Annotated in this window: 20 protein-coding genes; 12 read left to right on the forward strand and 8 right to left on the reverse strand. The window is 60.2% G+C overall.

Annotated features, from left to right (window positions below):
* Positions 1 to 15 precede the first annotated feature (15 nt).
* From H045_RS02785 to recX, 5 genes are all read left to right on the forward strand, one after another.
* A complete protein-coding gene (locus H045_RS02785; protein ID WP_015371369.1) occupies positions 16 to 573 on the forward strand; it encodes a glycoside hydrolase family 19 protein in 558 nt (185 codons plus the stop codon).
* A complete protein-coding gene (locus H045_RS02790) occupies positions 561 to 1061 on the forward strand; it encodes a lysis system i-spanin subunit Rz (RefSeq protein ID WP_041931426.1) in 501 nt (166 codons plus the stop codon). The genes H045_RS02785 and H045_RS02790 overlap by 13 nt, the downstream gene beginning before the upstream one ends.
* Before the next feature lie 81 nt (positions 1062 to 1142).
* Positions 1143 to 1643, forward strand: a complete 501-nt coding sequence (locus H045_RS02795; RefSeq protein ID WP_015371371.1) for a CinA family protein — start codon at positions 1143 to 1145, stop codon at positions 1641 to 1643.
* Between the two features lie 83 nt (positions 1644 to 1726).
* Positions 1727 to 2785, forward strand: coding sequence for a recombinase RecA (recA, locus tag H045_RS02800; RefSeq protein WP_003231359.1), 1059 nt, complete (start codon positions 1727 to 1729; stop codon positions 2783 to 2785).
* A gap of 8 nt (positions 2786 to 2793) precedes the next feature.
* Positions 2794 to 3261: a recombination regulator RecX gene (recX, locus tag H045_RS02805; RefSeq protein ID WP_015371372.1), complete on the forward strand. Its 468-nt coding sequence runs from the start codon at positions 2794 to 2796 to the stop codon at positions 3259 to 3261.
* Positions 3262 to 3385: 124 nt separating this feature from the next.
* Here the strand turns inward: recX and H045_RS02810 are convergent, their stop codons facing one another.
* Entirely contained in the window at positions 3386 to 4498 is a 1113-nt protein-coding gene (locus H045_RS02810) for an LOG family protein (protein WP_003231355.1), read from the reverse strand.
* Positions 4499 to 4705: 207 nt separating this feature from the next.
* Complete coding sequence (locus H045_RS02815; RefSeq protein ID WP_015371373.1) at positions 4706 to 5146, reverse strand: PA3611 family quorum-sensing-regulated virulence factor; 441 nt, start codon at positions 5144 to 5146, stop codon at positions 4706 to 4708.
* Positions 5147 to 5325: 179 nt separating this feature from the next.
* Here H045_RS02815 and H045_RS02820 point away from each other — a divergent pair, with 179 nt between their 5' ends.
* The 3 genes from H045_RS02820 to H045_RS02830 all read left to right on the forward strand — a co-directional run bounded on the left by H045_RS02820 (position 5326) and on the right by H045_RS02830 (position 7258).
* Complete coding sequence (locus tag H045_RS02820; RefSeq protein WP_041931427.1) at positions 5326 to 6051, forward strand: tRNA-uridine aminocarboxypropyltransferase; 726 nt, start codon at positions 5326 to 5328, stop codon at positions 6049 to 6051.
* Between the two features lie 118 nt (positions 6052 to 6169).
* Positions 6170 to 6820 carry a response regulator transcription factor ErdR gene (gene erdR, locus H045_RS02825; RefSeq protein WP_003231349.1) on the forward strand — a complete coding sequence of 217 codons (651 nt, stop codon included), beginning with the start codon at positions 6170 to 6172 and terminating at the stop codon, positions 6818 to 6820.
* A 69-nt stretch (positions 6821 to 6889) separates the two neighbouring features.
* Positions 6890 to 7258, forward strand: a complete 369-nt coding sequence (locus H045_RS02830) for a diacylglycerol kinase (RefSeq protein ID WP_169896393.1) — start codon at positions 6890 to 6892, stop codon at positions 7256 to 7258.
* Between the two features lie 3 nt (positions 7259 to 7261).
* On the opposite strand, the gene H045_RS02835 is transcribed toward H045_RS02830, so the two are convergent.
* The gene (locus tag H045_RS02835) at positions 7262 to 8188 is read right to left on the reverse strand and encodes a LysR family transcriptional regulator (protein WP_003231346.1); all 927 of its coding nucleotides are present in this window, start codon (positions 8186 to 8188) and stop codon (positions 7262 to 7264) included.
* Between the two features lie 125 nt (positions 8189 to 8313).
* Here H045_RS02835 and fpr point away from each other — a divergent pair, with 125 nt between their 5' ends.
* Entirely contained in the window at positions 8314 to 9093 is a 780-nt protein-coding gene (gene fpr, locus H045_RS02840) for a ferredoxin-NADP reductase (RefSeq protein WP_003231344.1), read from the forward strand.
* Positions 9094 to 9228: 135 nt separating this feature from the next.
* Here fpr and tsaA read toward each other — a convergent pair whose 3' ends face one another.
* The 5 genes from tsaA to rimO form a co-directional block, all read right to left on the reverse strand.
* Positions 9229 to 9924: a tRNA (N6-threonylcarbamoyladenosine(37)-N6)-methyltransferase TrmO gene (gene tsaA / locus H045_RS02845; protein ID WP_003231341.1), complete on the reverse strand. Its 696-nt coding sequence runs from the start codon at positions 9922 to 9924 to the stop codon at positions 9229 to 9231.
* A 3-nt stretch (positions 9925 to 9927) separates the two neighbouring features.
* Positions 9928 to 10389: a YehS family protein gene (locus H045_RS02850; RefSeq protein WP_003231339.1), complete on the reverse strand. Its 462-nt coding sequence runs from the start codon at positions 10387 to 10389 to the stop codon at positions 9928 to 9930.
* 70 nt (positions 10390 to 10459) lie between these two features.
* Positions 10460 to 11170: an rRNA pseudouridine synthase gene (locus tag H045_RS02855; RefSeq protein ID WP_003231338.1), complete on the reverse strand. Its 711-nt coding sequence runs from the start codon at positions 11168 to 11170 to the stop codon at positions 10460 to 10462.
* Between the two features lie 67 nt (positions 11171 to 11237).
* Positions 11238 to 11726 carry a GNAT family N-acetyltransferase gene (locus H045_RS02860; RefSeq protein WP_015371375.1) on the reverse strand — a complete coding sequence of 163 codons (489 nt, stop codon included), beginning with the start codon at positions 11724 to 11726 and terminating at the stop codon, positions 11238 to 11240.
* A 104-nt stretch (positions 11727 to 11830) separates the two neighbouring features.
* A complete protein-coding gene (gene rimO / locus H045_RS02865) occupies positions 11831 to 13171 on the reverse strand; it encodes a 30S ribosomal protein S12 methylthiotransferase RimO (RefSeq protein WP_003231334.1) in 1341 nt (446 codons plus the stop codon).
* A 289-nt stretch (positions 13172 to 13460) separates the two neighbouring features.
* Here rimO and H045_RS02870 point away from each other — a divergent pair, with 289 nt between their 5' ends.
* From H045_RS02870 to H045_RS02880, 3 genes are all read left to right on the forward strand, one after another.
* Positions 13461 to 15362, forward strand: a complete 1902-nt coding sequence (locus H045_RS02870; RefSeq protein ID WP_003231332.1) for a potassium transporter Kup — start codon at positions 13461 to 13463, stop codon at positions 15360 to 15362.
* Positions 15363 to 15486: 124 nt separating this feature from the next.
* Positions 15487 to 16593 carry an NADH:flavin oxidoreductase/NADH oxidase gene (locus H045_RS02875; RefSeq protein WP_003231330.1) on the forward strand — a complete coding sequence of 369 codons (1107 nt, stop codon included), beginning with the start codon at positions 15487 to 15489 and terminating at the stop codon, positions 16591 to 16593.
* Between the two features lie 271 nt (positions 16594 to 16864).
* Complete coding sequence (locus H045_RS02880; protein ID WP_015371376.1) at positions 16865 to 17050, forward strand: hypothetical protein; 186 nt, start codon at positions 16865 to 16867, stop codon at positions 17048 to 17050.
* Positions 17051 to 17177 lie beyond the last annotated feature (127 nt).

A 17177-nucleotide genomic window follows, 5' to 3' on the forward strand; every position in this document is an offset into this window, starting at 1 on the left:
TCCAGAGTAACGACCATGGTGATATCACTCGCGCAGCTTATTAATGTCATGCCCTTGTCCCGCCCCAGAGCGGGCTTTTTTTTAACGGCTTTGAATGAAGCCAGCGCCCGTTATGAGATCAATACTGCAAAACGCTGGGCGGCGTTCCTCGCACAGATCGGTCATGAGTCCGGCCAACTGCGCTATGTGCGCGAACTGGGCAGCGATCACTACCTCAGCAAATACGACACCGGCACCCTGGCCGCGCGCCTGGGCAATACTCCGCAAGCCGATGGCGACGGCCAGAAGTATCGGGGCAGGGGACTGATCCAGGTCACCGGGCGGCGCAACTACCTGGCCTGCAGCCAGGCCTTGTTCGGTGATGACCGGCTGCTGCAACAACCTGAACTTTTGGAACAGCCGCAATGGGCATGTGCCTCTGCGGCATGGTTCTGGCTGAGCAATGGCCTGAACGAGCTGGCTGATAAAGGCCAGTTCACCACCATCACCCGGCGCATCAATGGCGGACTTAATGGCCTGGAGGATCGTTTGCAATTATGGGCGCGGGCGAAGGCGGTGTTATGCGCTTCCTAGGGGCGTATCGACTGATCGGTCTGGGCCTGTTGATTGCCGTGGTGTGGCAGGTCCAGGCCTGGCGTCTGGGTGCGCAGATCGAACGGCAGTCGGCGGCCCATGCGCAGGCGCTCAGTCAGCAAAGTCAGGCGGCCTTGCGGCGGCAACAGGCAGAACAGGATAAACGCCTGGCCCTTGAGCAACAGCTCAGCGCCAGCGACAAACAACATGCACAGGAGTTGAGCGATGCCCAACGTAACCAGACTGCTCTGCGTGACCGCCTGGCCACTGCTGATGTGCGGTTGTCAGTCCTTCTCGACGCCACCGACGCCAGCGGTTGCGCTGCAGTGCCTGCCTCCACCGCCACCGGCAGCGTGGTTTATGCAGCCCCGCGAGCCCGACTTGACCCGGCGCATGCTCAGCGAATTATCGGCATCACCGACGACGGTGATAACGCCCTGATCGCCTTGCGTGCTTGCCAGGCCTATGTGCGAGCGATTGTGCGTTAGCGTCTTGATGCACTCTGCAACTTGCATGGTTGAACGGCTCCTGTAGGGTAGGCAAACGCCCGCCCACTCCCGGAGACGACCGTGAACGAAATCACCCAGCTTGCCGCTGAACTTGGCCGCCGTCTGCAGGTGCTCAATGCCCATGTCACGACGGCTGAGTCGTGTACGGGCGGTGGCATTGCCGAGGCCATCACGCGCATCCCCGGCAGCTCGGCCTGGTTCGAGGCGGGTTATGTCACCTATTCCAATCGGCAGAAGACTCGGCAATTGAATGTGCCGGAGCAACTGTTCGACAGCGTCGGGGCCGTCAGCCAGTACGTGGTGGAAGCGATGGTGCGTGGCGCGCAGGAGAAAAGCCTGTCGCGCTTTGCCGTGGCGGTCAGTGGCGTGGCGGGGCCGGATGGCGGCTCACCGGACAAACCGGTGGGCACCGTCTGGCTGGCGTGGGGGGTAGGCGATGAGGTTTCGGCGCAGCTTGCGCACTTTCCCGGCAACCGTGATGAGGTCCGCCGACAAACGGTAAAGGCCGCGCTGGAGGGCTTGTTGCGACGAGCTGCAGCAGAAATGGAAAATCAGGGGTAGGCGATCTCTGATCTTTGTGGAACAATACTGTCTACTTATACAGGTGTTGGCCGTCAGGCCTTATTGATTACGTGAGGACTTTAATGGACGACAACAAGAAGAAAGCCTTGGCTGCGGCCCTGGGTCAGATCGAACGTCAATTCGGCAAGGGTGCCGTAATGCGTATGGGCGATCACGACCGTCAGGCGATCCCGGCTATTTCCACTGGCTCTCTGGGTCTGGACATCGCGCTCGGCATTGGCGGCCTGCCAAAAGGCCGTATCGTCGAAATCTACGGTCCTGAATCTTCCGGTAAAACCACCTTGACCCTGTCGGTGATTGCCCAGGCACAAAAGATGGGCGCCACCTGCGCGTTCGTCGATGCCGAGCACGCCCTCGACCCTGAGTACGCCGGCAAGCTGGGCGTCAACGTTGACGACCTGCTGGTTTCCCAGCCGGATACCGGCGAGCAGGCCCTGGAAATCACCGACATGCTGGTGCGCTCCAACGCCATCGATGTGATCGTGGTCGACTCCGTGGCAGCCCTGGTACCCAAGGCTGAAATCGAAGGCGAAATGGGTGACATGCACGTGGGCCTGCAAGCCCGTCTGATGTCCCAGGCGCTGCGTAAAATCACCGGTAACATCAAGAACGCCAACTGCTTGGTGATCTTCATCAACCAAATCCGCATGAAGATCGGCGTGATGTTCGGCAGCCCGGAAACCACCACCGGTGGTAACGCGCTGAAGTTCTACGCTTCGGTCCGTCTGGATATCCGCCGTACTGGCGCGGTGAAAGAAGGTGACGAAGTAGTAGGTAGCGAAACCCGCGTTAAAGTCGTGAAGAACAAGGTTGCTCCGCCGTTCCGTCAGGCCGAGTTCCAGATTCTCTACGGCAAGGGTATCTACCTGAACGGCGAGATGATCGACCTGGGCGTGCTGCACGGTTTCGTCGAGAAGTCCGGTGCCTGGTATGCCTACAACGGCAGCAAGATCGGCCAAGGCAAGGCCAACTCGGCCAAGTTCCTGGCGGAGAACCCGGATATCGCGGCCACACTTGAGAAGCAGATTCGCGACAAGCTGCTCACCGCCGCGCCGGATGTGAAGGCTGCAGCCAACCGTGAGCCGGTTGAAGAAGTTGAAGAAGCTGACACTGATATCTGAAGCAAACGATGACCGTTGTACTGGATACACTCGTCGCCGTTCGGCGCACTGCAATGGACCTGCTCGCTCGCCGCGAGCATGGTCGGGTCGAGCTGACGCGTAAATTGCGTCAGCGCGGCGCAGAGCCCGAAATGATCGAAACAGCCCTGGACCGTTTGACGGAAGAGGGGCTGCTGTCTGAATTCCGTTATCTCGAAAGTTTCGTGTCTTATCGAGCGCGCTCCGGTTACGGTCCTGCGCGAATTCGTGAAGAACTGAGCCAGCGTGGTCTGCAACGTGCCGATATCGACCTTGCCCTGCGCGAGTGCGGTATCAGTTGGCAGACGCAGCTGGAAGACACCTGGCGTCGCAAGTTCTCTGGTCATTTGCCGATTGATGCCAGAGAGCGTGCGAAGCAAGGGCGTTTTTTGAGTTATCGCGGTTTTTCGATGGACATGATCAGTCGCTTGTTAAGCGGTCGGGATATGGACGATTAGATAGCACACAAGCATATTGAGGGCGGTGAGTCCGTTTTCACTTTGAACACACTTGGCGCCATTTAAAGCGTCATTCAGAAAAGGCCCACTATGAAAATAGTGGGCCTTTTTTTTTGCTCAAAAATCACGCAGGCTCCGGCGCCGCTCTCTGCTGCGTCGTGCCCTGGGCCTCTGCCCAGTTCTCCGGCAAATTGATGTAATCCACCAGCTCACGCAAACGGCCTTGATCACGGCCGTTGAAGTTGAACACCAGTCGCGTCAGATGGCTGAACTTCGGCTCATCATGATCTTCCCCGGTGTAGGCATGTTGCTGGAATTCGCCGCTCAAGCGCAGACTGGCGAACTCATCCTGCAGGTGAGTCATTGCGCGTTCGCTGAGGGCGTGATGCATGCGCAACACAAATTCCCGCTTCAGCCAGCGTGTGGAATGGAAGTTGGCATAGAACTGATTGATTTCTTCCACGGCTTCTTCTGCGCTGTACACCAACCGCAACAGCTTGAGGTCTGTGGGCAGGATATAGCGGTTGGCTTCCAGCTGGCTGCGGATAAAGTCCAGGGCGCCTTGCCAGAAACCGCCCCCCGGCGCATCCAGCAGCACCACGGGTACCAGCGGGCTTTTGCCGGTCTGGATCAGGGTCAACACCTCCAGCGCTTCATCCAGCGTGCCGAACCCACCTGGGCACAGTACCAGCGCATCGGCCTCCTTGACGAAGAACAGTTTGCGGGTAAAAAAGAAATGGAAGGACAGCAGGTTATCGGTGCCATCGATGGTCGGATTGGCGTGCTGTTCAAACGGCAGGGTAATGTTGAACCCCAGGCTGTGCTCCAGGCCTGCGCCTTCATGTGCCGCGGCCATGATGCCGCCACCGCCGCCGGTGATGACCATCAGGTCCGAGCGCGCCAGCGCGGCGCCGACTTCCCGAGCAAGTGCGTACAACGGACTTTCCATCGGCGTACGGGCTGAGCCGAACACTGTCACCTTGCGCCGGCCTTTGAACTGTTCCAGCACGCGAAAGGCGTGATCCAGCTCCCTGATAGCGCGCAGGGTGATTTTGGCGTTCCAGCGGTCCCGGTCGTCTTGTGCCATGCGCAGCACAGTAAGAATCATGTCGCGATACAGCGCAATATTCTGGCTGTTGGGGGCGATCAGTTGGAGCTGCGCGTCGACCTGTTGCGTGAGATCGGTCCCGTTTTCTTCAAAGTGCCGTAATAGAAGCTCATTCGATTCATAAGGCATTCAACTTCTCCTTTTTTGCCCTGAAAATATGACAGAACAACAGTGAGACTGCTGCGAGCGAAAGGATGGGATGGCTTGATCATGGGCCGAAAAACCCTTGGCTGGCAACCGCTTATTGGCGGTCAGACAAGTGTCTGGCTGGGCGGGAGAAACTGACTCGGGGAGTCACGCGCCCAGGGACCTGGGCACGAGGAGAGCAAGCAGGGCTTACTTTTTCTTTTTAGCGGCAGTCGGTGCCGGGCAATCCGCTTCCACGAACTTGACCGACGCCACAGGGCGGTTGGTCTTGTTCTCGGTAATCTCGTAGCGCATGACGGCGCCCTTGGCCATCAGTTCGCGGTAACCCCGATTGAGGCACACGCTCTGGCCCAGCTGGAAATACACAGCCTTGGGGTTGGCGCGCATCTGTTCGGCGCGGTCAGGCAGTACGCTGAGGTGATCGATCAACTGCATGCCTTCAACGGTGTAGGCCACTTCCAGGGTTTTTTCGTCAATTTCCCGGGGCAGGTCCTTGTTGCTTTCGGCCGCGACGCTTTGCAGCTTCCTGTTCATTTGGGCCTCCAGCAGCGAGGCCGCCTGGGCGCCAACAGGCAGCACCAGCGCGAGGGCGATGGACGGGGCAGCAAGGCGCAGCATGGAACGCAGCATGAAACTCTCCTGATTCGGTTACTGGTGCATAGACCCGCCACAGGGCCGTGCGTTCAGTGGCGCGCGATTATAGGTGAGCCCTGGCCACTACAGCCAGGCGTATCGCTGGTAAACTGCGGCCACTTTTGCCTTCCACGAGTTTTTCCCGTGTCGATTGACCCGATTTTGTGGCGCACCCGATGAGCCACGCCGTTTTCCGCCTGCGCACCGAGCGCCTGGCGCGAGCCGTGCGACCCTTCCTCAACCGTGGTTCGCGCGCTGAACGTTGCCCCAACTGCCGTGTGATTCCCGAGTATTGTCTGTGTGCCTGGCGACCAGAGGTCCAGGCCCGGTCGGCCATGTGCCTGTTGATGCACGATGTTGAACCGATGAAACCCAGCAACACTGGCTGGCTGATTGCGGATGTCATTCGCGACACCACAGCATTCGCCTGGTCGCGCACCGAGGTTGATCCGGGTTTGCTCACCTTGTTGGCCGACCCGCAGTGGCAACCCTACATCGTGTTTCCCGGTGAGTTCGTGACGCCTGAGCGTGTGGTCAGCGAAGTTCGCGTGGAGGAGGGCAAGCGCCCGTTGTTCATCCTGCTGGACGGCACCTGGAGCGAGGCGCGCAAGATGTTTCGCAAGAGCCCCTATCTGGAGCATCTGCCGGTACTGAGCCTGGCGCCGGAACAACTGTCGCGCTACAAGCTGCGGCGTTCCAAGCGTGATGATCATTTCTGCACGGCCGAAGTCGCAGCCCTGTGCCTGGAGCTGGCCGACGACCTGGCCGCCAGCGAAGTGCTCGACGCCTACCTCGACGTGTTCAGCACCCATTACCTAGCCGCCAAATTCCACTTGCCACTGGACCCGACCGACGACGCCCACACGCGCCTTGCGCCCTTTGTACCGATGGCAAAGCCATGATGGCAAGGTAACGCTACAACCCGCTAAAATGCCGGCGGCGTAGTGCTTGACCCTCCAGGCAGCGCTGGGCAAGCCGGGCGCCGATCAGGGGCCCCATAAAAACAGGATCATTTAATCAATGGCCACATACGAAATCCTGATAGCCGATGACCATCCGCTGTTTCGCAGTGCGCTGCATCAGGCCGTCACTCTGGGCCTGGGTCCTGATGTTCGCCTGGTCGAAGTGGCCAGCATTGCCGAACTGGAGGCGCGCCTCACCGAAAAAGCCGACTGGGACCTGGTGCTGCTCGACCTGAACATGCCGGGCGCCTATGGCTTTTCGGGGCTGGTGCTGCTGCGTGGCCAGTATCCGCAGATCCCCGTGGTGATGGTCTCGGCTCAGGAGGACGCCGATGTGGTGGTGCGCTCCAAGGAGTTCGGTGCCAGCGGCTTCATACCCAAGTCCAGCGCGATGGAAGACATTCAGCAGGCTGTGCGCACGGTATTGGACGGTGATGTGTCGTGGCCGCCGCAAGCGTTTGAAGAAATCAACGTGTCCGACGAAGCCAAGGCTGCCCGCGATGGTCTGGCGAGCCTGACGCCCCAGCAGTTCCGCGTATTGACCATGGTCTGCGAAGGTCTGCTGAACAAGCAGATTGCCTACGAGCTGAGCGTGTCGGAAGCGACGATCAAGGCCCACGTCACGGCGATCTTTCGCAAACTTGGGGTGCGTACGCGAACCCAGGCGGCGTTGCTCTTGCAACAACTTGAGTCAATTTCTCAGCATTAAGCTGTTACCGCTTCACGCTTTTTTGACTTTGCGTGATCTAGCTTCCCCACTTCTTTGGTTCAGTTGCCTATATCTATGTCGCCTTTCAAGGGTCAAACCGGTATCAAACGTATCTTCAACGCTGGGGGTTATTCCCTGGATGGCCTGCGCGCAGCCTTCACCGGTGAGGCAGCCTTTCGTCAGTTGGTGCTACTCAACGTCGTTCTGGTGCCACTGAGCTTTTTCCTGAATGTCAGCCGGGTCGAGCGGGCGCTGATGATTGCCGTGTGCTTGCTGGCTTTGATCGTCGAGTTGCTCAATTCGGCGGTTGAAGCGGCCATCGACCGTATTTCCCTGGACCTCCATCCCCTGTCGAAAAACGCCAAGGACATGGGCAGCGCCGCGCAATTTGTGGCGCTGACGATGATCGCGCTGGTGTGGGCCGTGATCCTCGTCTGACCCTCAGGCGATGCTCGGCAGCACGATCTCGTCGCTGCGCTGGACGCCTGCGGTGAACGCGCGGCACAGCTCCAGAAACTCGCGCATCGCCGAGGTCTGGTATTTCTGTTTATGCCAGATGAAATAGAACTGCCGGGCCAGGTCCAGATCCGGTGTTTCCACCGGCACCAGGCTGCCGCGGCGAAACGCGTCGCGCAGCGCCAGGCGCGAGATACAGCCAATCCCCAAACCCGACTCCACCGCGCGTTTGATCGCTTCGGTGTGTTCCAGCTCCAGGCGAATATTCAACGTGCTGCGGTGATGGCGCATGGCTTGGTCGAAGGTCAGGCGCGTGCCAGAGCCTTGTTCGCGCAGAATCCACGCCTCGCGGGTCAGCTCATCCAGGCTTGCCGTGCCCCGTTTGGCCAGGTGATGTTGCGGCGCGCAAAACACCACCAGCTCATCCTCCACCCAGGTTTGCACTTCGATATCAGGGTGGCTGCAGTCGCCTTCGATCAGACCCAGGTCAATTTCGTAGTGCGCCACCTGATGCACGATGTTGGCCGTGTTCTGCACATGCAGCTTCACCTGACTCTCGGGGTGCTGCTGCATGAAGCTGCCGATCAGCAGGGTAGCCAGGTAGTTACCGATGGTCAGGGTCGCGCCGACCGCCAGGGAGCCGAAGCCGGACTTGCCGTTGAGCAGGTCCTCAATCTCCTTGGCCTGGTCCAGCAGCGCCACTGCCTGGGGCAACAGTTGATGGCCGAGCGCATTGAGGCTCAGGCGTTTGCCAGCGCGGTCGAACAATTGGCAGCTGGATTGACGCTCCAGCTCAGTGATCGAAGTGCTGGCGGCGGATTGCGATAAGGCCAGAAGGCCAGCAGCGCGCGAAACGCTTTCCTGCTGGGCGACGGCGACGAAAACTTGCAGTTGACGGAGAGTAAATCGCATATCGATATAACCGATAACCCTTATCTTAATAATCCAGTTAACAGATATTGTCGCCGCCATTAGAATGCTGTGCAATTGCGCATCCACACCTTTGGCGCAGACCCATCTCCAGGAGTCCCCCGTACATGAGCAACATGAACCACGAGCGTGTCCTCAGTGTTCATCACTGGAACGACACTCTGTTCAGCTTCAAGTGCACCCGCGATCCGGGCCTGCGCTTCGAGAACGGTCAGTTCGTGATGATCGGCCTGCAACAGCCCAACGGCCGCCCGCTCATGCGCGCTTACTCCATTGCCAGCCCGAACTGGGAAGAGCATCTGGAGTTCTTCAGCATCAAGGTGCCCGATGGCCCGCTGACTTCCCAATTGCAGCACTTGAAGGAAGGCGACGAGATCATCATCAGCAAGAAACCGACGGGCACCCTGGTGCTTGACGATCTGAAGCCTGGCAAACACCTGTACCTGCTCAGCACCGGTACTGGCCTGGCGCCCTTCATGAGCGTGATCCAGGACCCGGAAACCTACGAGCGTTTCGAAAAAGTGATCCTGTGCCACGGCGTGCGTTACGTCAACGAAGTCGCCTACCGCGAATTCATCACCGAGCATCTGCCGCAGAACGAATTCTTCGGCGAGGCCCTGCGTGACAAGTTGATCTACTACCCGACGGTGACCCGCGAGCCATTCGAAAACGAAGGCCGCCTGACTGACCTGATGCGCAGCGGCAAGCTGTTCACCGACATCGGCCTGCCGCCGATCAACCCCGAGGACGACCGCGCCATGCTGTGCGGCAGTCCGAGCATGTTGGACGAAACCAGCGAAGTGCTGAACAGCTTCGGTCTGAAGGTTTCGCCACGCATGCGTGAGCCGGGTGATTACCTGATCGAACGCGCGTTCGTCGAAAAGTAATTCCGCGCCACTGACAAACGCACAACCAAAAATGTGGGAGGGGGCTTGCTCCCGATTACGGTAGGTCAGTCAACCGAGACAGTGACTGACACGCCGCGATCGGGAGCAAGCCCCCTCCCACATCTGGTTTGCGTTCTATTGAGCCGGCAGCACTTCCAGCACGCAGATCATCCCGGGCTCCGGGTAGTGCCAACGCACATCCACATCCCAGAACTGCGCCCCATATTCGCGCTCTGACGTTGGCACCTGATACGCCGGCCTCGGGTCCTGCGCCAGACACTGCTCAACCAGTTCCACCAACGGTTCGTCCAGGCGCTGGGCATGGCCTTGCGCCTGTTGCAACGCAGTCTTGAGCCACTGCACGCCAATCAGCTGCGGCGCAGCGCTGGCGACGTTGTTGGTGGCGGTGTCGATGATGTCGGCATACGGCACATACGGCTTGATATCCAGCACTGGCGTGCCGTCGAGCAGATCGATCCCGGAAATCCACAGCCGGCCCGCTTCCACCTTGTCCAGCTTCACCACCGACTGGCCGATGCCATTGGGCCGATGGGTGGCGCGGGTGGCGAACACGCCCATGGACGCGTTGCCGCCCAGGCGCGGCGGCCGCACTTTGAGGCGCGGCTTGTCTTCCAGTGCTTGATGGAACACAAACAGCAACCACACATGGCTGACCTGCTCCAGGCCCTGCACCGCCTCACCCTTGTCGAACGGCGCCACCAGTTCCAGCACGCCCCGTGCCGCAGGCGCCAATTGCGGTTGGCGCGGAATGGCGAACTTCTCCTTGAAGCAGGAGCGCACGAAGCCGACAGGCGAGACGTTGTAAGTCATGGCTTACGCACGAACCCGCAGCGTCAGGCCCTTGAGGAAATTGCGCAGCAGCTGGTCGCCGCACGGGCGATAGTTGGTGTGCCCGAACTTGCGAAACAGTGCGCTCAGCTCCGGCTTGGACACCGGAAACTCGGCGGCCTTGAGGATGGCGTGCATGTCGTCTTCCTTGAGTTCGAAGGCCACGCGCAGCTTCTTGAGGATGATGTTATTGGTGACCGGCGTTTCGATCGGTTGCGGTGGACGGCTTTCGTCCTTGCCACGCTTGAAGATCACCAAACCATCGAGGAAGTGCGCCATGACGTCGTCCGGGCAGAATACAAAGCCTTCTTCCTCGTCTTTCTTGAGGTAGGTCAGCAGGTCTTCCTTGGTCACGTCCATGCCGCCGATCTTGATAATCTCGACCATCTTGTTGTCGCTGATGTCGAGCATGTAGCGCACGCTGCGCAGTACGTCGTTGTGAATCATGGTGGGCAATCCTGGTATTCAACTGAGGACACCGCCCATCAGGCGGTGTCGAGAAAAGGGGAACGGCGTTTTAGAACTTCTCTTTGCCGGACAGGTAGCGCCACTGGCCTACCGGCACCTTGCCGATGGACACGCCGCCGATGCGGATGCGGCGAATGGCGACAACCTTCAGGCCAACGGCTTCGCAGAACAGCGCGATCACGCCCGGTTGCGGATTTTTCATCGCAAAGCGCAGGCGGTTTTCGTTCTGCCAACTGGCCTTGACCGGCGGCAATTCCTTGCCCTTGTAGGTCAGGCCGTGGTTCAGACGGTTGAGGCCGTGGGCAACCATGTCGCCTTCGACCTCCACCACATACTCCTGCTCGATCTTGGCGGCATCGGCGGTCAGCTTGCGCAGGATCTTCCAGTCCTGGGTGAACACCAGCAGGCCACTGGCTTTGGCTTGCAGGTCAGCGCTGGCGGTCAGGCGCAGGAAGTGGCCCTTGAGCGGGCGCTTGCTGAAACGGTGTTCTTCGGACAGCGTCTCGGCGCTGATCGAGGCCATCGCCGTTTCGGCATCCACGCCGGCTGGCGCGTGCAGCAGAATGGTCACCGGCTCCGGCACGGTGGCCTTGGCGTCCGGGTCCAGTTCGACTTTTTGCGTAGTGACCTTGAACTGCGGCTCGTCGATCACTTCACCGTCCACCGAGACCCAACCGCCTTCGATAAACAGCTCAGCCTCCCGACGGGAGCAGCCGACCAGTTCGATAAGGCGTTTGGAGAGGCGTATGGGGTCGGTCATGACAAGGGCCGTAACAAAATGGGGCGCCTATTGTACCTGCCTGGCGCCGGTTAATCCCGGTCCCATTTCAGCGCGCTTGAAAATGTGGCGGCGGGCTTGCCATGGGTCGCTCACGCAAACGCAGATGCAGCAACGGGTAGGGCTGGCCCAGGCCGTCATGGGCCGTGCGGCCGACCACCTCAAAACCCTGCTTGAGGTAAAACCCGAGTGCCTCGGGGTTTTGCTCATTCACATCAAGCGCTTGGGCATTCAAATGCTCGATTGCGTAACGCAGCAATTGACGGCCCAGACCCTGGCCTCGGTGTTGCGGGTCGATAAACAGCATTTCGACCTTGCCCGCCGCCACGCCGGCAAACCCGGTGATGCGCTGGCGGGTGTCTCGGGTGCACACCAGCATCACCGCATCGAGGTAGCGGGTGAGCACCAGGTTTTTCAGCAGCACAATGTAACTGTCCGGCAGAAAATCGTGGGTGGCCCGCACGGAGTCTTCCCAGATGCGCGTCAACTCCACGTAGTCAGTGGTGTTGGGTGTATGGATGACCGAATGCTCACGCATGTCCGCTGCTCCTTGCCTCTCTCTGCCCTTTATGGGCAAAACAATAGACCCAAAAAAGCCCCGCCTCTTGTTCAGAGGCGGGGCTTTTGTATTTCTTTACAGAATTAGTCGCGCTTTTCGGCCCACAGGTCGTACTCGTCGGCATCGGTCACGGTGCACCAGACCTTGTCGCCCGGCTTAAGGCCGCTGGCGTCGTCGATAAACACGTTACCGTCGATTTCCGGCGCATCGAAGAAGCAGCGGCCAACTGCGCCTTGCTCGTCGACTTCGTCGATCAGCACTTCGATTTCCTTGCCGATGCGCAGTTGCAGGCGCGCCGAGCTGATCGCCTGCTGGTGCGCCATGAAACGCTCCCAACGGTCTTGCTTGACGTCGTCCGGCACCACGGCCAGGTCCAGCAGATTGGCCGGAGCACCTTCCACCGGCGAATACTGGAAGCAGCCGACGCGGTCCAGCTGCGCTTCAGTCAGCCAGTCCAGCAGGTACTGGAAGTCTTCCTCGGTTTCGCCGGGGAAGCCAACGATGAAGGTCGACCGGATGATCAGTTCCGGGCAGATCTCGCGCCAGTTCTTGATACGCGCCAGGGTCTTGTCTTCGAACGCCGGGCGTTTCATCGCCTTGAGCACCTTGGGGCTGGCGTGCTGGAACGGAATGTCCAGGTACGGCAGGATCTTGCCGGCGGCCATCAACGGAATCAGCTCGTCCACGTGCGGGTAAGGGTAGACGTAGTGCAGGCGAACCCACACACCCAGGCTGCTGAGGGCTTCGCACAGTTCGGTCATGCGGGTTTTCACCGGCGCGCCGTTCCAGAAACCGGTGCGGTATTTCACATCGACGCCGTAGGCGCTGGTGTCCTGGGAGATCACCAACAGCTCTTTGACGCCGGATTTGACCAGGCGCTGGGCCTCGTCGAGAACATCGCCCACCGGACGGCTGACCAGCTTGCCGCGCATCGACGGGATGATGCAGAAGCTGCAGCTGTGGTTGCAGCCTTCGGAAATCTTCAGGTACGCATAGTGACGCGGCGTCAGCTTGATGCCTTGAGGCGGCACCAGGTCGATCAGCGGGTTATGGTCCTGACGCGGCGGCACCACCTCGTGCACGGCGTTGACCACCTGCTCATACTGCTGCGGACCGGTCACCGCCAGCACGCTGGGGTGCACGTTGCGGATATTGCCTTCTTCCACGCCCATGCAGCCGGTCACGATGACCTTGCCGTTTTCCTTGATGGCCTCGCCAATCACTTCCAGCGACTCCGCCTTGGCCGAATCGATGAAACCGCAGGTGTTGACCACCACCACGTCAGCGTCCTGATAGGTGGACACCACGTCATAGCCTTCCATGCGCAGTTGCGTGAGGATGCGTTCGGAGTCGACCAGAGCCTTCGGGCAACCCAGGGAAACAAAGCCAACCTTGGGGTTGGCCTTTGCGATGGTGGTGGACATGTCTAACCTCGGTATTGAATGACGCCGCCGGTCGGGCACGACAAGGCGGTTGCCGGGCACTTGGTGTGCCTCTGATCAAAAAGTGCGCAATTCTAGCGATGGGCGGCGCAGTTGACCAGCTTTATGCGGGGAAATGCGACGAGTGCTGCGCTATGCTTCGCGCCTCTACTCACGGGCCGGTCCCGTGAGTCAATAAAACGTCTGTTACGAGAAGTTAAACGGCGCATGCTAGGGTCCGCTCAGGTGCGTTGTTTATAAATGGCCGCAGGTCTAAGGGCAGGAGTGGTTGATGGGTCAGGCAAGTAGTCAGGCGGCGGGTGCCGAGCATTCAAACACCAAGCCGATAGGCATGCTGGTGGCGGCGGTCGGGGTGGTTTATGGCGATATCGGGACTAGTCCACTTTATACCCTCAAGGAAGTATTCACTGGCGGTTATGGGGTGCAGGTCAACCATGACGGCGTATTGGGGATCCTGGCGCTGATTTTCTGGTCGCTGATCTGGGTCGTGTCGATCAAGTACATGCTGTTCGTGCTGCGCGCCGACAACCAGGGCGAGGGCGGCATCATGGCCCTGACCGCGCTGGCGCGACGCGCGGCGGGGGAGCGCAAGAAGTTGCGCAGTTTCCTCGTGGTCTGTGGCCTGTGCGGTGCGGCGCTGTTCTATGGCGACAGCATGATCACTCCGGCGATCTCGGTGCTGTCGGCCGTGGAAGGCCTGGAGCTGGCGTTCGACGGCGTGGATAAGTGGGTGGTGCCCATTGCGCTGGTGGTGCTGGTGGCGCTGTTCCTGATCCAGAAACACGGCACCGACCGCATCGGCAAGCTGTTCGGGCCGGTGATGGTGACCTGGTTTCTGGTGCTCGGCGGCCTTGGTGTGTATGGCATCACCCTGCACCCGGAAGTGCTCAGTGCGTTGAACCCGATGTGGGCCGTACGTTTCTTCGAGGCGCACCCCGGAATCGGCGTGGCGATTCTGGGCGCAGTGGTGCTGGCGTTGACCGGTGCCGAAGCGCTGTACGCCGACATGGGCCACTTTGGGCGCAAGCCCATCGCCCGCGCCTGGTTCATCTTGGTGCTGCCGGCGCTGGTGCTCAATTATTTCGGCCAGGGTGCCATGCTGCTCGGCGACCCTGAAGCCGCGCGCAACCCGTTCTACCTGCTGGCGCCGAGCTGGGCGCTGATCCCGCTGGTGGTGCTGTCCACCCTGGCCACGGTGATTGCCTCCCAGGCGGTAATTTCCGGCGCGTTCTCGTTGACGCGCCAGGCGATCCAGCTGGGTTACATCCCGCGCATGCACATCCAGCACACCTCCAGTGCCGAGCAGGGCCAGATTTATATCGGTGCGGTGAACTGGTCGCTGATGGTCGGTGTGATCCTGCTGGTGCTGGGCTTCGAATCCTCCAACGCGTTGGCCTCGGCCTACGGAGTGGCCGTGACCGGCACCATGCTGATGACCACCATCCTCGTGTCGGCGGTGATGCTGCTGCTGTGGAAATGGCCACCGATACTGGCCGTGCCGGTATTGCTCTGCTGCCTGTTGGTGGACGGGCTGTATTTTGCCGCCAACGTGCCGAAGATCATCCAGGGCGGCGCCTTCCCGGTGCTCGCGGGGATCGTGCTGTTCGTATTGATGACGACGTGGAAGCGCGGCAAGCAGTTGCTGGTGGAGCGCCTCGACGAGGGTGGCCTGCCGCTGCCGATCTTTATCAACAGCATTCGCGTGCAACCGCCTCACCGCGTGCAGGGCACGGCGGTGTTTCTTACCGCGCGGCCGGACGCAACGCCCCATGCGCTGCTGCACAACCTGCTGCACAACCAGGTGCTGCATGAGCAGGTGGTGTTGCTGACGGTGGTCTACGAGGACATTCCGCGCGTACCTGCCGCCCGGCGCTTCGAGGTGGATGCCTACGGTGAAGGTTTCTTCCGGGTGATCCTGCACTTTGGTTTTACCGACGAGCCGGATGTGCCCCAGGCGCTGAAGCTTTGTCATCTGGAAGAGCTGGATTTCAGCCCGATGCGCACCACGTATTTTCTCAGCCGCGAAACCGTGATCGCCTCGCGCATCAAGGGCATGGCGCGTTGGCGCGAAGCGCTGTTCGCCTTCATGTTGAAGAACGCCAACGGCAACCTGCGCTTCTTCAAACTCCCGGTCAATCGCGTGATCGAGCTGGGCACCCAGGTCGAAATGTAGACCGCCGCACCCCGGGAGCCGGCGATCGGCTCCCGGTTTTCCTTCTGAACCCTGTGTGACGGGCGGTTGTCGACTAGGCTCCAGGCACCGTTGATGTGCCCACAGATCCCGCAAGAGGTGCGCCATGAGTCAATTGCTCGAACCCTATACCCTGCGCCAACTGACCCTGCTCAATCGCATCGTGGTCTCGCCGATGTGCCAGTACTCCAGCGCCGATGGCCTGGCCAACGACTGGCATCTGGTTCACCTCGGCAGTCGCGCGGTGGGCGGCGCCGGGCTGATCTTTACCGAATCCACCGCCGTTACCGCCGATGGCCGTATCACCGCCCAGGATTTGGGACTGTGGAACGACGCACAGATCGAGCCGCTGCAGCGCATCACCCGGTTCATTGCGGCCCAGGGCGCGGTGGCCGGTATCCAGCTGGGCCATGCCGGACGCAAGGCCAGCACTCACCGCCCGTGGATCGGCAAGCATGGCAGCGTCAAGCCGGAAGACGGCGGCTGGGTGCCGGTGGGGCCCTCGCCGATCGCGTTCGACCCTCAGCACACCCAACCCACGCCGCTGGACGAAGGGCAGATCCAGCAAGTGATCGCCGATTTCGTGGCAGCCGCCAGGCGCGCGTTGACGGCGGGTTTCGAGGTGGTGGAAATCCACGCCGCCCACGGCTACCTGCTGCACCAGTTTCTCTCGCCCATCAGTAACCAGCGGCGCGACCAGTACGGCGGCTCCTTCGAAAACCGTATCCGCCTGGTGCTCGAAGTGACCCGCGCGGTACGCGAGGTCTGGCCTCAAGAACTACCGCTGTTTGTGCGCGTGTCGGCCACCGACTGGGTGGAGGACGGCTGGAACCCCGATGAAACCGTGGAGCTGGCGCGGCGCCTGAAGGACCTGGGCGTCGACCTGATTGACGTCTCCTCCGGCGGCACCGCCGCCAACGCTGAAATCCCTACGGGCCCCGGCTACCAGACGCGTTTTGCCGAGCGTGTGCGCAAGGAGTCCGGGATTGCCACCGGCACCGTTGGCATGATCACCGAGCCGGCCCAGGCCGAGCATATCCTGCGCACCTGCCAGGCCGACCTGATCTTCCTCGCCCGTGAACTGCTGCGCGACCCGTACTGGCCGCTGCATGCCGATGACGACCTGGGCGGACGCAAGGCGACCTGGCCGGCGCAGTATCAACGCGCGACCCATCGCGACCAGCCGATCCATGAATCTGATCTGCGCGATTGATTCCACGCAGACGGCACCGAAACCCACCCTGACCCGGTGGGTTTTTTTGTGCCTGGAATGTGGGATGTGGCTGTAGGTATTTGTTACCGAAGCATTTTTTTAAGTGAATACTCTAAAAAAATCCCACACATGACGAGATTGTTTCTACGCTTAGGGTAAGTCTGGTTTCTGGCCCGAGAAGTCAGTCGGTTTGCCCGCGAAGGGATTGCACTTCATGGCAGACAAAAAATGGGCACAAGGAGTATTTGATCGTTATCAGGAGAATCAGGTCATGGCCAAGTCCTATGGTGTAGCGGGTGCGGTGGCGTCTTATCTGACCCGCAGAATGTCCCAGCGTGGTCACAGGTTGAGTTCGGACGAGGCTGAATTGCTGGCGCAGTATCGCGCCCTGACCGAAAACGATCAGGTGGCGATGCGGTATCTGGTTGGGGCAATGAAGAGTGTGTCGCGCTTTTAAAACCAGCGAAAATCAAATGTGGGAGCGGCGGTGCGACGATTCGACTTGCCCGCGATGACGGTAGACCAGTTGCTACATGAACGACTGACTCATCGCTATCGCGGGCAAACCCGCTCCCCTGTTTATA

The sequence above is a fragment of the Pseudomonas poae RE*1-1-14 genome (assembly GCF_000336465.1).
In the GTDB taxonomy this organism is placed as follows: domain Bacteria; phylum Pseudomonadota; class Gammaproteobacteria; order Pseudomonadales; family Pseudomonadaceae; genus Aquipseudomonas; species Aquipseudomonas poae.

Coding starts and splice junctions, on each gene's coding strand:
- tsaA (WP_003231341.1), bottom strand. CDS start 9,924: ATGACTTACAACGTCTCGCCTGTCGGCTTCGTGCGCTCCTGCTTCAAG.
- recA (WP_003231359.1), top strand. CDS start 1,727: ATGGACGACAACAAGAAGAAAGCCTTGGCTGCGGCCCTGGGTCAGATC.
- recX (WP_015371372.1), top strand. CDS start 2,794: ATGACCGTTGTACTGGATACACTCGTCGCCGTTCGGCGCACTGCAATG.
- H045_RS02855 (WP_003231338.1), bottom strand. CDS start 11,170: ATGACCGACCCCATACGCCTCTCCAAACGCCTTATCGAACTGGTCGGC.
- H045_RS02860 (WP_015371375.1), bottom strand. CDS start 11,726: ATGCGTGAGCATTCGGTCATCCATACACCCAACACCACTGACTACGTG.
- H045_RS02850 (WP_003231339.1), bottom strand. CDS start 10,389: ATGATTCACAACGACGTACTGCGCAGCGTGCGCTACATGCTCGACATC.
- H045_RS02880 (WP_015371376.1), top strand. CDS start 16,865: ATGGCCAAGTCCTATGGTGTAGCGGGTGCGGTGGCGTCTTATCTGACC.
- H045_RS02875 (WP_003231330.1), top strand. CDS start 15,487: ATGAGTCAATTGCTCGAACCCTATACCCTGCGCCAACTGACCCTGCTC.
- H045_RS02810 (WP_003231355.1), bottom strand. CDS start 4,498: ATGCCTTATGAATCGAATGAGCTTCTATTACGGCACTTTGAAGAAAAC.
- fpr (WP_003231344.1), top strand. CDS start 8,314: ATGAGCAACATGAACCACGAGCGTGTCCTCAGTGTTCATCACTGGAAC.
- rimO (WP_003231334.1), bottom strand. CDS start 13,171: ATGTCCACCACCATCGCAAAGGCCAACCCCAAGGTTGGCTTTGTTTCC.
- H045_RS02870 (WP_003231332.1), top strand. CDS start 13,461: ATGGGTCAGGCAAGTAGTCAGGCGGCGGGTGCCGAGCATTCAAACACC.
- H045_RS02790 (WP_041931426.1), top strand. CDS start 561: ATGCGCTTCCTAGGGGCGTATCGACTGATCGGTCTGGGCCTGTTGATT.
- H045_RS02820 (WP_041931427.1), top strand. CDS start 5,326: ATGAGCCACGCCGTTTTCCGCCTGCGCACCGAGCGCCTGGCGCGAGCC.
- erdR (WP_003231349.1), top strand. CDS start 6,170: ATGGCCACATACGAAATCCTGATAGCCGATGACCATCCGCTGTTTCGC.
- H045_RS02835 (WP_003231346.1), bottom strand. CDS start 8,188: ATGCGATTTACTCTCCGTCAACTGCAAGTTTTCGTCGCCGTCGCCCAG.
- H045_RS02785 (WP_015371369.1), top strand. CDS start 16: ATGGTGATATCACTCGCGCAGCTTATTAATGTCATGCCCTTGTCCCGC.
- H045_RS02815 (WP_015371373.1), bottom strand. CDS start 5,146: ATGCTGCGTTCCATGCTGCGCCTTGCTGCCCCGTCCATCGCCCTCGCG.